Below are 15,703 nucleotides of genomic sequence, written 5' to 3'. Positions count from 1 at the left end.
CTGTCTTATATTAGAATTCCAAAACCAACACAGCATGATCAAGAAATTGTCGCTTACTTCATTATTAGGAATATTCTTGGGTATACAAGTTCAGGCACAGGATTTACTGTTCCCTGAGATGCCGGGGATGGTTTCTTATACGTATAGAAATAGCTTTTCAAAAGATCTCCCAGCTACACTCGATACGCTACAGGCTATGGGAATCACGGACATGGAATTTTCAAATCTTTTTGGACATACTGCCTCGGACATTAAAAAGGAACTAGATAAACGCGGAATGCACTGTTCCTCATTTGGAGTAGGATATAAGGATCTGATGGAAAAGACTGCGACAGTTGCAGAGAATGCAAAAACACTCGGGGCTGAGTTCGTCCGGGTAGCCTGGGTTCCGCACGAAGGTAAGTTTACAGAGGAGACAGCCCGTCAAACTATTGCGGATTTCAATACAGTAGGGAAGGTACTCAGGGAAGATTATAGCCTGACATTTTGTTATCACAACCATGGGTATGAATTTGAGCCCCACGGTGATGGAACACTTTTCGATTTGATTATCCAGGAGACAGAGCCCGCATATGTAAGCTTCGAAATGGATATACTTTGGACATTTTTTCCGGGTGCTGATCCGGCTGCTTTGCTGGAAAAATATGGCAATCGCTTCAAGCTCATGCATATGAAAGATCTGCGCAAAGGAGTGGTAGGAAACATGTCCGGGGGGACACCCACAGAAAATGACGTGACTCTCGGTACAGGGCAACTGGATTTACCAAAGATTATCGGCGCTGCGAAGAAAGCCGGGATACAACATTTCTACATTGAGGATGAAAGCCCTATTTATTATCAGCAGGTACCAAAAAGCATTGCATATTTAAGGAGGTTGCAGAAATAAGCTAAAGGATTATAACTTTTGAAACATAGTCATTGCCTGTTAAACTTAGCTGCTAATAGAACTTCGGTAAATCTACTAATCCCTTTTCTCAGGCTGTCTGATGAGTTCACGAACTGTTGGTGAGTTTTAAGCCTTTTTCAAACTGCTTTCGGTATTCAAAACTTCTTTCTGAAAAAGAAAGAACTAAGATTTGATGAAATCCTGAACCAAGCCTACCTGTTGAATTATCAGCAGAGAAGAGAAAGTAGTTTTTAACAGAACAGCAACGAAATACAGAAAATTATTTACAGTCAGCAATTTATTATATCCGAATCCACATCATTTCTTTTATATAAATAAAGGATGAAAAAATTGATATAAAAAAGCATATTCTGCTAATATTTAAATATTTAATGTTATAAATTAGAGTATATTTTAAAATTACTTTTTATCTCTAAATTCTTTAACATTATGAATCCCTACAATTTTAGACTTAAGGGAAATGCTGTACTAGGCCTATCCCTGTTGATTTTCCTTTTCACATCCTGCAAAGAGTCCACTCATGATTCCGGCTATTCTGGAGAAGAAAAATCACAAACAGTAAACAACAACTTTCCGGATTTTGGAAGAATGATCAGTCCTGCAGAATTTCAAAGCAAGTATCCGGGAGAGGAAGTCTTCAGGCTTAGACAGGATTATCCACTTACAAAACCTGATGACTCTGAATTACCTGAGTTTTTGGATATTCCGTTTGATGAGGATGAGCGCTGGATGGAATACATCAATGCCGTGCGGGACTATTCATTCGAAGGAATGATCGATGTCAATTTCGTTGCGCAAGAAAACAAGAAGCGGAACTGGTATCACATGCCGTGGATGCACTGGGGGCCACAAGGCTCAGAAGGCTTTCATGGCCTGGCAAAGGAAGCTCAAATAGACCCTTATCAGCTGGGGCCAGGCCAAACAGGATCTTATCAAACCTATGCACTGGGCTTCTATAATGAATTTGCTGGATATACGCTGGCTCAAATGTGGAAAAACGGGGATAATCCAGATCCAAATGCTACCCAGCATCCAAATGGATTTCCGATAGGAACAGTGATTTTCAAGCTTCTGTTTACAGATGCTGATGAATCTGCCGCTGACTACCTGGTGAATCCAATGACCTGGAATGCCTATATCACGCCTACATGGAATAATGGTCTGGATACAGGCAGGGTTGTGAAACCCATGCAACTGATCCAAATGGATGTGATGGTCCGCGATCCACGTGCAGATAAATACGGAACTGGTTGGGTATTCGGTACCTTTTGCTATAACGGTAAGCTGAATGAGGGGAAAGAAGGATCCCGCAGGGCAGAAAACCTGGTGCCTGTCGGTATCCAATTCGGCAATGATCCGCAGGATACGACCAATTTTATTAATCCTTACCCTGTGACCAGGACTATTATCAATCCTAACCTAAAGGAAACTAAGATAAATCCGGATTCCACCAAGTTACCGCCACAGCACCTGGGTTGGGGAGGTCGCTTAGATGGTCCTGTGGATTTGAACACTTCATCATGTATGTCTTGCCATGCCACGGCGGAATTCCCCCAGGTAGCTCCGCTGGTTCCTAAGGAAGCCTTTATCGGGGATACAAATGCGATGGGGCAATTGACAAAATTGACTGAAACTGATGCTGCTGCTTTCAGGAGATATTTTGAAAACCTAAAGTGCGCAACCCCATATACTGAGACAGCCACTTCCTGTGATTTTTCACTTCAGGTTTCATTGGCTCTGGGATATTTCACCGAATGGAAAGACGAAAATGTTGCCGGCCATTGGGCAAGTGAATATTTACAAACACCCACCCCAATGCATAGGGATGGGTCTCTGAAGGTAGCTCCGGCTGAGGACAATGAGCTTTGATCCTCTTTGAATTTGATAGTCCGAACTTAATGTTTTATCAAACTTTTTATAACCAGAATGCGCATTGCTGTTTTTGCTAGCGTCTGCATTTTAAACTATACACCATGAACAATACTATTTCATTTTTTCTCAATGGAGAAGAAGTTACTATTGAGAACCCTTCAACAGATCTGTTATTACTTGATTATTTAAGATCTAATGAAGTCGGATTGACCGGAGCAAAAAAAGGCTGTGGGCAAGGCGGCTGCGGCGCATGTACGGTAATCTTATCTACCTGGAATGAGAAAAAACAAGAGATTGAACACAAGTCAATTAACTCATGCCTGCGGCCAGTTTGTGCGATTGGAGGCATGGCCGTTACCACTATTGAAGGCACAGGAGGAATTAGACGGCCAGAAAACAGGCATCTTACCTTTACGCCTTCTGCTTCAAGGGGAGCGGCAAGGTGGCTGAATGCTCCATCCCAAAATTGGAATGAAGCCAAAGGTGATTTACTAAAAGAAAGCTACAGGAGGGTAGAACTGGCTGCTCAGTCTCTCCTCTCAAATGGAGATGCAGGGGTATCAGCGCGGAGTCTTTCAGAAAAGGAGCATGGGGACCTCCATGAAGGAATGAATCCTGTAGCACATCGACTGGCCATAAATAATGGAACCCAATGTGGATACTGTACGACAGGCTTTGTGATGAATATGTCCGCTTTCCTTTCTGAAAATCCATCCCCGACCAAAAAGGAGATTGAAGAAATTTTCGATGGGAATATATGTCGTTGTACGGGATACCGGTCAATTTTGACAGGAATGAAGACCTTCGCCTCAGACTGGAACGAAGAAGATGAGCAAAACCGCATGGTCTGCATCACTGAGGATAAATGTCAGGAAGTGATGATCCATGATACCATTAATATTCCGTTTCCGAAAGGAGCGAAAATGCCTTTGCCTGCAGTCTCCATCCATCAATCGGACAGAAAATGGCTCAGTCCGAGATCCTTAGAAGAATTAAAGAATATCCTGTTATCAAATCCTGTCAAAACCACCAGGCTAGTATTTGGCAACACCTCTTTTGGCATTTATGCAAATGAATTCCCAGCGGTAAATTTATTTGTAGATATAAAACTGATTCCGGATCTCTATGGAATAAAAAGACTGGATAATGGAGTACAGGTGGGTGCCTCAACGACCTATTCAGAGTTATTACGCTACCTAGACCAGTTGATTTCAAAAGATAATTTTTCACCTGTTTCCAGAATCGGAAGCATGCAATTCATGTGTCATCGAACTGCAGGAATGATTGTTCGGAATGCTGCGTCTTTGGCAGGAAATACAATGCTTGTGTTGAAGCATATTACAAGAGGAGAACCTTTTCCTTCGGATCTGTTCACAGTTCTTTGCGCTACTGGAGCAGCAATCAGGTTTATGAACGTGAAGTCCGGCAATGTTTCCCAGGTGTTAGCTTCTGAATTGGTAAACACGCTTTTGGATGTGCCGGAGATGGTCGATGAGATGGTAATTTTGGAATATTTCCTCCCGTTTGGAAATCAAAACGAAGTTGTTCTGGCTCAGAAAGTTGCCTTACGGGAAGTGAATTCCCATTCTATTGTAAATAATTGCACTAGAATTGAGCTATCTGGAGAACTGGACGTTTTAGAAGCAAAGATAATCTTTGGTGGTATTGCCCCAATAGCATGGCAGGCAACCGGCAGTGAACAATGGCTAAAGGGTAAAAGGCTCAGTTTAGACCTATTGCCCGGCCTTATTGAAGTTCTGAAGAAAGAAGTAAGAGCCGAATTGGATTTTTGGGAAAAGAAAGGAAGAATGGATGGAATTCCTTCGGAAGGCTTCACTGATGAGTATAAAATTAACCTTGCGGTATCCTTCATCTACAAATCTATCATCAGAAGCTTGATGGAGAAATCCACTGACACAATCCCAAAAAACTTACAATCAGCTGCACAGATCAATTGGGGAAACTGGAGAATAAGCGGCGGCACGCAGCATTACGTCAATCAATCCTTTAAAGCCCCTGTTTCTCAACCCTACATCAAGTTGATGGCATTTCATCAGGCAATGGGTGAAGTACATTACACGCATGAAATTGAGCTCCCTGTAACTGGTAAAAACGCGGCGTTCATACAGGCTAAAAGATCATTGGCGAATTTTCAGTTCGTACATCCTTCCACCCACAAGGCTATTGAAATTGAAGAATTGGAAGATATTCTGGCCGCTAAGTTCAATTCATTTTTTGCCCTGATTTCTCATAAAGATATTCCAGTAGGAGGGTTGAACTTACAGGGGATGGGACTTGATCAACCATTATTTGCTACCCAAAGTATTATGTATCCCGGTCAGGCCATTGCTATGGTCATTGCCGATACTGAGAAAGCAGCAATTGAAATAGCGGAATTCGCTTCAGAAAACTGCCTTTCATATGCTCCGATTCAATGGCAGGATACGGGAAATCCAACTTGGAACAAAGCGTGGGAGCAACCGATCATCAGCATCGATGATGCAATCAGAATGAAAAGCATATTCCCGGATTGCCCAAGTACGGCACCATTTGTTTCCCATATCTGGAAAATTACCAGGCCGGGAACGGAGCTTTACTGGGTTGATCAGGCAAAGGACCCATTGGATAAATCTCCAACTATTCGAAAACAAAGCTTAGACGGAGCCAATTGTTTAATCGTTGAGAATACACAAATCTCAGGTGAGCAGGTCCATTTTTACATGGAAACCCAGGCATGTGTAGCTTTTCCCGAAGATGATAACCAAATCCTGGTCCATCCTTCATCTCAAAGTCCTATGGAGATGCACCAAACAGTAGCGAGCACGTTAGCCGCGGAACATAACAAAGTCAATGTGGAAATCCGGCAGTTGGGAGGCGGGTATGGAGGCAAAACTGAGCAAGCAAAATTCATAGCTGCCCCTGTGGCTGTAGCTGCCCATAAACTGAGCCGACCGATCCGTCTGGCGATGAAGCGGGAACATGACACTGCAATGATCGGGAAGCGACATGGTTATTATGGTCAATATCAGATTGCGGTGGATCTGGGAAATCTTCGGGAAGAGGACAAAGGCCTCATTCGTGGATTGTACCTGAAGTTATGGGCTGATGGGGGAGCATTTTACGATTGTTCCTTCATCGTCAGCAACTGTGTGCAACTCAGAATAGATAATGCCTACAATGTCAAGAACTTTGAAAGTCAACTCGATGTCTGCCGCACCAATAAGGCTCCCAATACAGCCATGCGGGCATTTGGTGACGTTCAGGGAAAGTTGATTTTAGAGAATGCAATTGATGATGCAGCATTTGCCATCGATATGGATCCCGCCGAACTACGGAGAAAGAATATGTACCGTCGGGGGGATGTCACTCCTTTTGGGCAGGCACTTTCTTATTGCTACATGCGGGATGTCTGGAAGTATGTTGAAGAGAAAAGTGACTATCAAAATCGCTTAAAAAAAGTAGAGGCTTTCAACAGGGACAATAAATGGAAGAAAAGGGGAATTTACATGGTTCCGGTAAAGTACGGTTCAGGTTACAATCTCGTCATGATAGAGCAAGCAGCAGCGATTGTATCTGTCTACTCCGGAGATGGTAGTGTGTCCATTAATCAAGGAGGTGTGGATATGGGCCAGGGAATGATGACGAAAGTGGAGCAGGTAGCTGCCTATGTGCTCAATATTCCGATGGATCTTATTCAGATCCACAGCCCCAATACCAAAGTTATTCCAAATCCGACAAGTACCGGCGGCTCTACAGGTACAGCCTACAATGGAGAAGCGGTAAAGCAGGCATGTGAAAAAATGCGGTCACGATTGACTGAGTTCGGCTATAATCTATTAAAAGACAATGGGGACGAATGGTGCAAAGAACAGGGGATAGACTTTTGGAATCATGGTCAGAAGGGATGGTCTGCTTCCGTCAAGCGGCCTATTGACCAATATCCAAAATTGATCTGGCAGAATCTGGTTGCCTTGGCTTACCAATACAGAATTGATCTTATTGCATCATTTACTGCACCGATTCCCGGAGGGACAACTCCTATTCCGGCTATGACGTTTAAGCCGACTTCAGAAAACAAGGCCATACCGGGAATAGATTTAGCTGATGTAAATTCCACTGCAGGTGCGGTAGATTCATTTGTGGGATTTACGTTTTCAGCAGCGTGTTCAGAAGTGGAAGTGGACGTACTAACCGGAGAAGTAAAAATCCTTCGGTCTGATATTATTTTCGATATGGGCTGGAGCCTCAATCCGGCAATAGACATAGGTCAGGTTGAGGGTGCCTTCGTGCAGGGAGTAGGTTATATCCTTACCGAGAAACTAGTTTTTGAACCTGAAGGTGAAGAAAAAGGAAGATTGAATACACTGAATACCTGGACCTACAAGCCACCGGCAATTAGTACTATTCCATTGGAAATGAACACTTATTTGTACCCTAGGGACAATTCTTCAGAGGTACCGGAGAATCCCAATGGGTTATTCTCTTCCAAAGAAGTCGGGGAACCCCCATTGGTGCTGGCCACTAGCGTTTTCTTTGCGCTTAAATCCGCCATTCGGGCTTCCCGGTTAGAAAGAGGACTATCTGGTTTTTTCAAATTAGATGCACCTGCCACAGTACAGGAGGTATGTAGAGTACTGGAAGTCATGGAAAAAGATTATAGTTGATTTGGCAATGTCTCCAGCAGCAAGTGCCGACAGTCCGCACTTGCTGTTTTTTCTGAAAATCTCTATGCCCTGCTAAATCAAATTCATATTTGTCTATATCGCCCCCTGATAAAGTCTATTTTACACGCTCTCAGAGCGGTGGATTGTAAATACCTTAGAAACAAGAAATTATAAACCAAAAATAGACTCATGGAAAATCAGGATTTCACAACAACAATTGCAGTAGAAGCTACACCTGAGCAGATTTTCGCAGCAGTGAACAATGTGCGGGGATGGTGGTCTGAAAACATTGAGGGAACGACAAATGTAGTCAATGCTGAATTCTCTTATCATTATGAAGATGTCCATCGATGTAGGATAAAAGTGGTGGAACTCATTCCGAATGAAAAAGTAGTATGGTTGGTTCTGGATAACTATTTTAAATTCACGCAAGATGAAAATGAATGGAAAGGGAACAGGATCATTTTTGAGATTTCAGAAAGTGATGGTAAAGCCCAACTGAAATTTACCCAACAGGGATTAGTTCCAACTTATGAATGCTTTCAAATCTGTCAGGATGCCTGGACTCATTACATTCAGGGTAGCTTAAAGGATTTGATTTTGAAAGGGCAGGGGAGTCCTACACCTAAAGCTGTAGAAGATAAAAAAACCGAAAATCAGTCAGGACTGAATTCCACTTCAAAGAGTATTTATCATCGCTTGCTGATTGAAACGCCAGCTGAAAAAATCTTTGAAGCACTTACTACCCAAGAAGGATTGGCAGGATGGTGGACTCCGGATACCATAGCTAAGCCAGAGTTGGGAAGTATCTCCAGGTTTACATTTGAAGATGGGTATTTCAAGGAAATGGAAATTATTGAACTTAAACCTTACAGCAAAGTAAAATGGCGTTGCATTAAAGGTTATGAAGATTGGGTGGGAACTGAAGTTTCATTTGAGTTGGAGCCACATCGCCTGGGGGCTGTACTGTTGTTCCATCATGATGGTTGGAAGGAATATTCCAATGGATTTGCTTCTTGCAGTTACGACTGGGCTCTTTTCCTGAGGAGCTTGAGATTGCTTTGCGAAACCGGAAAAGGGCAACCATATCCGAACTTCAATGATTAATTGAAGTTACTCACCTTTACTAACTTCGAATTCACTTTCCAGCAATTAAGATGTTGAAGGGTTGATTTGGACATGGATCTTTTGTAGATTTTTTACAATTAACTCGTGAAACTGCCAAGAATGGTGCAAGCGACAGAAGAAGGAATGATTATCCATGACTGTGGGACAGGCTATTTGACGTCTGAAAAATAACTGAAATACGTATGAAACATATCAGCATATTGGTTCCTCTAGGACAAAATAACCTCAGCAGCATCATCGGAGCGTATAAAATACTGAAGAGAGCAAATAGCTATGCTGCAGAACATGGAAAGAAAACTTATAAGCTTGAGTTAGTCGGTGTTTGCGGAGAAGTGGATTTCCATGAAGGATTATTTTTCGTGAAACCTGAAGCCCTTATTTCTGAAGTTCAACATACGGATTTGATGATCATTCCTTCGCTGAACCATAACTATGAACAGGCTATTGATGGGAATGAAAATCTGATCAAATGGATCGTAAAGCACTATAATAATGGGGCAGAGGTTGCCAGCATATGTACCGGAGCCTTTTTATTAGCGGCCTCTGGTCTGTTGGACGGGAGAAACTGCTCCACCCATTGGGCTTTTGCGGATCGGTTTAGGAAGATGTTTCCAAAGATCAATTTGCAGCCTGATAAATTGATTACTGATGAGCATGGTATTTATACGAATGGCGGCGCGTTTTCTTTTCTGAACCTGATGCTGTACTTGGTGGAGAAATACTTTGATCGGGAAACTACTATTTTTTGCTCCAAAATATTCCAGATCGAAATGGATAGGGATAGTCAGGCAGAATTCATCATCTTCAGAGGTCAGAAAACCCATGGAGACGAGCTGATCATGGAAGCGCAGCAATATATTGAGTCTAACCTGCAGGTGAAAATTTCTATGGAGAGTCTGTCTTCCGATCTGGCAATCGGAAGACGGAATTTTGACCGGAGATTTATTAAAGCCACAGGAAACACCCCTGTAGAATATGCTCAGCGTGTAAAAGTGGAAGCTGCAAAGAAAGCGTTTGAAACTAGCCGGAAGCAGATCAACGAAGTGATGTATGAAGTTGGCTATTCAGATGTGAAAGCATTCCGTGAGGTCTTCAGAAAGGTTACCGGCATGTCACCGCTGGAGTACAGGAGGAAATACAATAAGGAAGCAGCCGCGGTTTGATTCTTTTAGAACTCTATTTTCCTTTGGTAAGCTTGGAAAAGTTAACTTATAATAGTTCAAAAAATTGGGATTCAAGTCCGTAAAACCTCATTTTTGGTCTCAGGAATTTGCTCATCAAATTTCTTAAATCATCTAACTATAAACGATCCCAATGTTTGAAGGTCCTGATTATCCCAAATCTATTAAAGAAGAACTTTTTGAATCCTGGTTAGAAGAGGGTAGAACAAGTAAAATCAGGTATAATTTTATGCTGATTGTCTGGAATGTCTATGATGAAAAGTACAGTCCTGTCTATGTAGAAAGCAGGGAAGAGATAGGGAATTATGAGCTATATCCTGATGCCAAAGGTTCCGAAGCATTGATTGCAGTTTATGATCTGTATTCTGAAAGCAGAATTAGCTTAGGCGTTTAACTTTTTAGACGGTTTTTAATTTTTAAGCACAGTAATTTCTAATTAGACTTCTCCGATTAACCAATTTCATGTTGATTCGGGTAATTATTTCTATTAATTAGGGGTAAGAAAACCTACATAGAAATGTTCAAAATAATTACCTCGCTGCTACTTCTGGTGATCCTTGCTTCAGGCTGTAGCAAAAAGACAGAAACCGCTCCACAGGAGTTTAATGTAGAATTTGAAAAATTCAAACTAGACAATGGTCTTGAAGTTATTTTTCATATAGATCGTTCGGATCCTGTAGTAGCAGTTTCACTCACTGCGCATGTAGGCTCAGCACGAGAAAAAGAGGGAAGAACTGGCTTTGCGCATCTATTTGAACATTTATTATTTCTTGAATCAGAGAATCTGGGCAAAGGTGGGCTTGATAAAATGACGGCTAGAATCGGAGGGTCAGGTGCTAACGGTTCTACCAGCCGGGATCGTACCAATTACCTTCAGACCGTTCCGAATGATGCGCTGGAAAAAATGATCTGGGCAGAAGCTGACAAGCTGGGCTGGTTTATCAATACGGTGACTGATCCTGTTTTGGCAAAGGAAAAGCAGGTGGTGAAAAATGAAAAGCGTCAGGGCGTAGATAATCAACCTTATGGACATACTTCCTATGTGATTGATAAAAATCTGTATCCAAAAGACCATCCTTACAATTGGCAGGTGATCGGATCATTGGAGGATCTTCAGAATGCCACCCTTGCTGATGTGAAGGAGTTTTTCACACGCTGGTACGTACCAAACAATGTGACGCTGACCATTGCAGGTGATTTTGACCCTAAGCAAGCTAAAGAATGGGTGAAAAAGTATTTTGATGAAATAGCAGCTGGAGAGCCTATAGAGCCACTTACGCCGAGGCCTGGTAAAGTAGAAACTATCAAGAAGTTATACCATGAAGATAACTTCGCCCGATTGCCTGAGCTGACTATGACTTGGCCAACTGTGGAACAGTACCATGCTGATTCCTATGCTTTGGATGTTCTGGCAGAGTATTTGGCGAGCGGAAAAAAGGCTCCGCTTAATGTGGTATTGATCGATGATAAGAAGCTGACTTCGAATATCAGCATGTACAATGGTACTTCGGAATTGGCAGGACAGCTTGAATTATCTGTTCGTGCGTTTGACGACAAAGACTTGGATGACGTAGCAGCTGCCATCGAAGAAGCATTTGCGAAATTTAAACAAGAAGGCATTTCCGAAAAAGACCTAGCCCGCATTAAAGCCGGACAGGAAACCCGCTTTTACAATATGCTTTCCAGTGTATTGGGTAAAGGAGTTCAGCTGACAGAATACAATATTTTCGCCCACGATCCGGGCTTTATCAATCAAGATATTCAAAATGTGTTGGCCGTGAGCAGCGAGGATGTGATGCGGGTATTCAATCAATACATTTATGGTAAGAACTACATAGCTACCAGCTTTGTCCCTAAGGGAAAGGTGATTGCTGCCCTTGAAGGATCAGAGAAAGCCGAAGTGGTGGAAGAGCAGATCGTTCAAGGTGCGGAAGAAAGCTTTGATGCTTCGATTCAGGCTACATACGAAAAAGCTCCCTCCACTTTTGATAGGTCAGTTGAGCCTCCCTATGGCAAAGCTCCTGAAGTGACCATTCCTGCAGTTTGGGAAGACTCCCTTGCCAATGGCATACAAGTGTATGGCATAGAAAATCATGAAGTGCCTCTGGTGCAATTCAATATGGTAATTGATGGTGGACAGTTGCTGGATGATTCAGAGAAAGTAGGGGTTGCCAATCTTCTAGCTCAGTTAATGACTAAAGGGACTAAAACCAAAACTACTGCCGAACTTGAGGATGTAATAAATCAATTAGGAGCTTCTGTGAATGTGTATGCTACTACTGAGAGCACAACGATAGCTGTAAATACCTTGAGTAGAAATTACAACGCGGTAATGGATTTGGTCAAAGAAATCATTCTAGAGCCAAGATGGGATTCCGTTGAGTTTGAATTGGCCAGGCAATCTACCATCAGCCGTATTCGGCAGCTGGAAGCTAGTCCAAATATGGTTGCTCAGAATGAATTTAATAAGCTGATCTACGGAGAGGGTAATATCCGTTCCCAGAATATCATGGGAAGTATTAAGTCTGTAGAAGCTATTACATTAGATGACCTGAAAAACTATTATGATAAGTTCATTTCTCCCTCCGTCACCAGAATGCATGTGGTAGGAGATCTTGGTAAAGTGAATATCATTGCTTCCCTGCAGCCTTTAATAAATGACTGGGAAAGTAAGGATGTGAGTATTCCTGCCTATGATGCACCTTCAAGACCGGAGATGGCTAAAGTTTATTTTTATGATATCCCGGACTCTAAGCAGTCTATGTTGCAGTTTGGATACCCAGCCATGACTTCTACGCACCCAGATTACTACCCGGCTGTGATAATGAACTACATCTTGGGAGGAGGAGGTTTTGCATCCAGGCTAACACAGGAACTGCGTGAGGGCAAAGGTTATACATACGGGATTCGATCTTCTTTTGCAGGTGGAAAGGTAGCAGCTCCTTTTACTATTAGTAGTGGTGTGCGAAGTAATGTTACCTATGAATCAGCACAGCTTGTGAAGGATATACTTACTGATTATTCCTCAACCTATACTACTCAGGATCTGGAAACCACCAAGAGTTTTATGATCAAGAGTAATGCCCGGGCTTTCGAAACAGCAGGTGCCAAGCTGAATATGTTGGAGAATATCAGCGAATTTGGATGGGATCCTGATTATGTCAAGGATAGGGAGAAAATAGTGAATGAGATGACTGTAGAAAGAATTCAGGAATTGGCAGGTAACTACCTAGATCCAAACAAGATGATCTGGCTGATAGTAGGGGATGCAAAAACACAATTTGCAGGCCTTGAAAAACTGGGTTTCGGAAAGCCAGTGTTAATTAATCAGCAGAAAGTTCCTATAGATGTGGATAAATAGCCATGTGTGTAACTGTTGGTTGTTGGTTTCATCAAAACCGCCAGCGCTTTCCAAGGTTTACGTATGATCCATGTAATTCCTGGTTCAGCAGTTAGGGATTATGGATAGAGACGCTTTATTATCGGTAAAGTAGGATTTGCAGATAAAGTCCCGGGTATGCCATATTTGCTTCCGGGTGAACATACATGAAAGGATTGGGCCACTGTCAAATGAAGCCAAGATTGTATTGGTTAAAAAAAATCGCCCGCTGAATAATTTTAGCGGGCAATAAACTCAAATCTTAAATTTCCAGTTTCAAATATTCGCAGCCTCCTTGGCAAGCTCCTCATTTTCATCCGCAATTCCAGCCCTGATAAAAGCATCGATCTCAGAATTTCTCTCTTGACCTTTATTCAACAGCACTCCTAAAGTGATCATCACACCAATACGGGTACCCACTTTTTTAGCTGCTGTATTGAATAGGGGAGACAATTCTTCATAGCTTACTTCCCCGGCTAATTTTATGATATCAGCTCTAGCGGCCGCCAACTTATCTCCAGAGAGGTTGGTGTATTTCTTAGCGATCTTCTGAATTTCATTGATAGCAGAACGTTGACCTTGCTCCTGTCCACTACCTTGATTTACCTGCCTGGTAGTATGGCTAGTTAGAGCAGCAGCAGGTTGTTGCTTTATCCAGGAATCACGTAAACCTACCGTTTTGTTGAAGACTAACTTCTCTGCAGTAGAATCCTTATCCAAGGTAAAGTATCCTAAGCGCTGAAACTGGAACTTATCATCCATACTTGCTTCCTTCAGAAAAGGTTCCAAATACGCCTCCTTAATCACATGTAGAGAATCAGGATTGACGAATTCCATAAAGTTTTTATCCTCATGGCTGTCAGGTGCTTCGTCTAGAAATAATCTGTCATACTCCCGAACTTCCGCTTTGATAGCATGGGGTATAGATACCCAGTGAAGCGTTCCCTTTACCTTTCGTGTGCTGGCTTCAGTCCCGGTTCCAGATTTTGAATCCAGGTCAGCAGAACAATGGATCTCCGTAATATTTCCCGCATCATCCTTTACCACGGATTCTGCCTTGATAATGTATGCGCTTTTCAGACGAACTTCATTCCCCAAAGTCAAGCGGAAGAATTTGCCTCCAGCTTCCTCTTTAAAGTCCTCTCGTTCAATATACAATTCACCACTGAACGGTAAATCATGTGTTCCCGAGTTAGGATCTTCCGGGTTGTTTTCAGCTTTAAGAATCTCAGTTTTGCCAGCGGGATAATTGGTAATAATCAACTTCACAGGGTCCAAAACCCCCATCACGCGGGTAGCAGATTTATTTAAATCCTCACGGATACAATATTCCAGCAAGGACACATCCGTCACCGAATCACGCTTGGAGATCCCTGATAGATCAGAGAATTTACGGATGGACTCTGGCGTGTAACCTCTTCTTCGCAAACCCGAAATTGTAGGCATGCGTGGGTCATCCCAGCCTGTTACTGTATTGGTTTGTACCAATTCCAGAAGTTTTCGCTTACTCATTACAGTGTAGCTCAGGTTTCTACGTGCAAATTCTCTTTGCTTAGGCCTCAGCTTTGCCGAGTCATAAATCTGATCCAAAAACCAATCGTATAACTCCCGGTGCATTTTGAATTCCAGCGTACACAGCGAATGTGAAACCTGCTCAATGTAGTCCGACTCACCATGTGCCCAATCGTACATAGGATAGATGCACCACTCGGTTCCTGTTCGATGGTGTGCTTTTCTCACTATTCTGTACAAAAGCGGATCACGCATCAGCATATTTGGAGAAGCCATGTCGATTTTGGCACGGAGCACATAGCTTCCCTGCTCAAACTCTCCGGATTTCATCCGCTCAAATAAATCCAGATTTTCCTCTACAGAGCGATTACGGAATGGGCTGGCCACCCCAGGTGTAGTGGGTGTCCCTTTTTGCTCCGCCATAGCGGCAGCGGACTGCTCATCCACGTAGGCTTTTCCTTCTTTGATAAGCTGTATAGCCCAATCGTACATCTGCTGGAAATAGTCAGAGGAATAGCATTCCTGTGCCCATTTGAAACCCAGCCATTGAATATCATATTTGATCGCATCCACATATTCCTGTTCTTCTTTGCTCGGGTTGGTATCATCAAAGCGAAGATTGACCGGGGCATTATGCTGTTCACCAAGGCCAAAATTCAGGCAAATAGAAGCGGCGTGGCCAATATGTAAATAACCATTTGGCTCGGGAGGAAATCTGAACCGAAGTTTATTCGGGTCAAAACCTGCGGCCAAATCGTCTGCAATAATTTGTTCGATAAAATTAAGAGAGGCGGATTCTTCAGTCATAGATCAAAATTGAAAGTCAAAATTAAGGCAAATGCATGTAATTGCAACTTGAATAGCGTCGCAATGTGGGAAAGTTGAAAAGTGGTAGCGTATTGCACCAACTTTAAAGTATCTAAAGACGCAGAGGACGCTGAGTAAACCCTCAGGTTTGGATTTAAACTTGAGCTTGTCCCCTTCAAATTTCTCACATCCGCCTCCTACTTCTCACTTGGTACTTCCCGAAGGCATGGCCTTTGTCACTACATACCAAAAA

General features: G+C 42.6%; 8 protein-coding genes. 7 read left to right on the top strand and 1 reads right to left on the bottom strand.

What is annotated here, in order from left to right; all coding sequences use genetic code 11:
• The first annotated feature begins 34 nt into the window (after positions 1 to 34).
• The 7 genes from AS141_RS04200 to AS141_RS04170 all read left to right on the top strand — a co-directional run bounded on the left by AS141_RS04200 (position 35) and on the right by AS141_RS04170 (position 13,113).
• Positions 35 to 886: a sugar phosphate isomerase/epimerase family protein gene (locus AS141_RS04200; RefSeq protein ID WP_057936385.1), complete on the top strand. Its 852-nt coding sequence runs from the start codon at positions 35 to 37 to the stop codon at positions 884 to 886.
• 450 nt (positions 887 to 1,336) lie between these two features.
• Positions 1,337 to 2,776, top strand: coding sequence for a hypothetical protein (locus AS141_RS04195; RefSeq protein WP_057936384.1), 1,440 nt, complete (start codon positions 1,337 to 1,339; stop codon positions 2,774 to 2,776).
• Positions 2,777 to 2,880: 104 nt separating this feature from the next.
• Positions 2,881 to 7,443, top strand: a complete 4,563-nt coding sequence (locus AS141_RS04190) for a molybdopterin cofactor-binding domain-containing protein (protein ID WP_057936383.1) — start codon at positions 2,881 to 2,883, stop codon at positions 7,441 to 7,443.
• A 189-nt stretch (positions 7,444 to 7,632) separates the two neighbouring features.
• Positions 7,633 to 8,550 carry an SRPBCC family protein gene (locus AS141_RS04185; RefSeq protein ID WP_057936382.1) on the top strand — a complete coding sequence of 306 codons (918 nt, stop codon included), beginning with the start codon at positions 7,633 to 7,635 and terminating at the stop codon, positions 8,548 to 8,550.
• A 203-nt stretch (positions 8,551 to 8,753) separates the two neighbouring features.
• On the top strand, positions 8,754 to 9,734 hold the full coding sequence (locus tag AS141_RS04180) for a GlxA family transcriptional regulator (RefSeq protein WP_057936381.1): 981 nt from the start codon (positions 8,754 to 8,756) through the stop codon (positions 9,732 to 9,734).
• Positions 9,735 to 9,885: 151 nt separating this feature from the next.
• Complete coding sequence (locus tag AS141_RS04175) at positions 9,886 to 10,146, top strand: hypothetical protein (protein WP_057936380.1); 261 nt, start codon at positions 9,886 to 9,888, stop codon at positions 10,144 to 10,146.
• Positions 10,147 to 10,269: 123 nt separating this feature from the next.
• A complete protein-coding gene (locus AS141_RS04170) occupies positions 10,270 to 13,113 on the top strand; it encodes a M16 family metallopeptidase (protein ID WP_082632177.1) in 2,844 nt (947 codons plus the stop codon).
• A 294-nt stretch (positions 13,114 to 13,407) separates the two neighbouring features.
• Here the strand turns inward: AS141_RS04170 and AS141_RS04165 are convergent, their stop codons facing one another.
• Entirely contained in the window at positions 13,408 to 15,450 is a 2,043-nt protein-coding gene (locus AS141_RS04165; RefSeq protein WP_057936379.1) for a glutamine--tRNA ligase/YqeY domain fusion protein, read from the bottom strand.
• Positions 15,451 to 15,703 lie beyond the last annotated feature (253 nt).

Origin of the sequence: Algoriphagus resistens (genome assembly GCF_001442615.1) — a bacterium.
GTDB lineage: Bacteria > Bacteroidota > Bacteroidia > Cytophagales > Cyclobacteriaceae > Algoriphagus > Algoriphagus resistens.
The sequence above is the reverse complement of the archived record's forward strand: the minus strand, read 5'-3'. Positions and strand labels throughout refer to the sequence as shown.

Bases quoted from the DNA above. Each gene is read 5' to 3' on its own strand.
- AS141_RS04200 (WP_057936385.1), top strand. From the start codon at position 35: ATGATCAAGAAATTGTCGCTTACTTCATTATTAGGAATATTCTTGGGT.
- AS141_RS04195 (WP_057936384.1), top strand. From the start codon at position 1,337: ATGAATCCCTACAATTTTAGACTTAAGGGAAATGCTGTACTAGGCCTA.
- AS141_RS04190 (WP_057936383.1), top strand. From the start codon at position 2,881: ATGAACAATACTATTTCATTTTTTCTCAATGGAGAAGAAGTTACTATT.
- AS141_RS04185 (WP_057936382.1), top strand. From the start codon at position 7,633: ATGGAAAATCAGGATTTCACAACAACAATTGCAGTAGAAGCTACACCT.
- AS141_RS04180 (WP_057936381.1), top strand. From the start codon at position 8,754: ATGAAACATATCAGCATATTGGTTCCTCTAGGACAAAATAACCTCAGC.
- AS141_RS04175 (WP_057936380.1), top strand. From the start codon at position 9,886: ATGTTTGAAGGTCCTGATTATCCCAAATCTATTAAAGAAGAACTTTTT.
- AS141_RS04170 (WP_082632177.1), top strand. From the start codon at position 10,270: ATGTTCAAAATAATTACCTCGCTGCTACTTCTGGTGATCCTTGCTTCA.
- AS141_RS04165 (WP_057936379.1), bottom strand. From the start codon at position 15,450: ATGACTGAAGAATCCGCCTCTCTTAATTTTATCGAACAAATTATTGCA.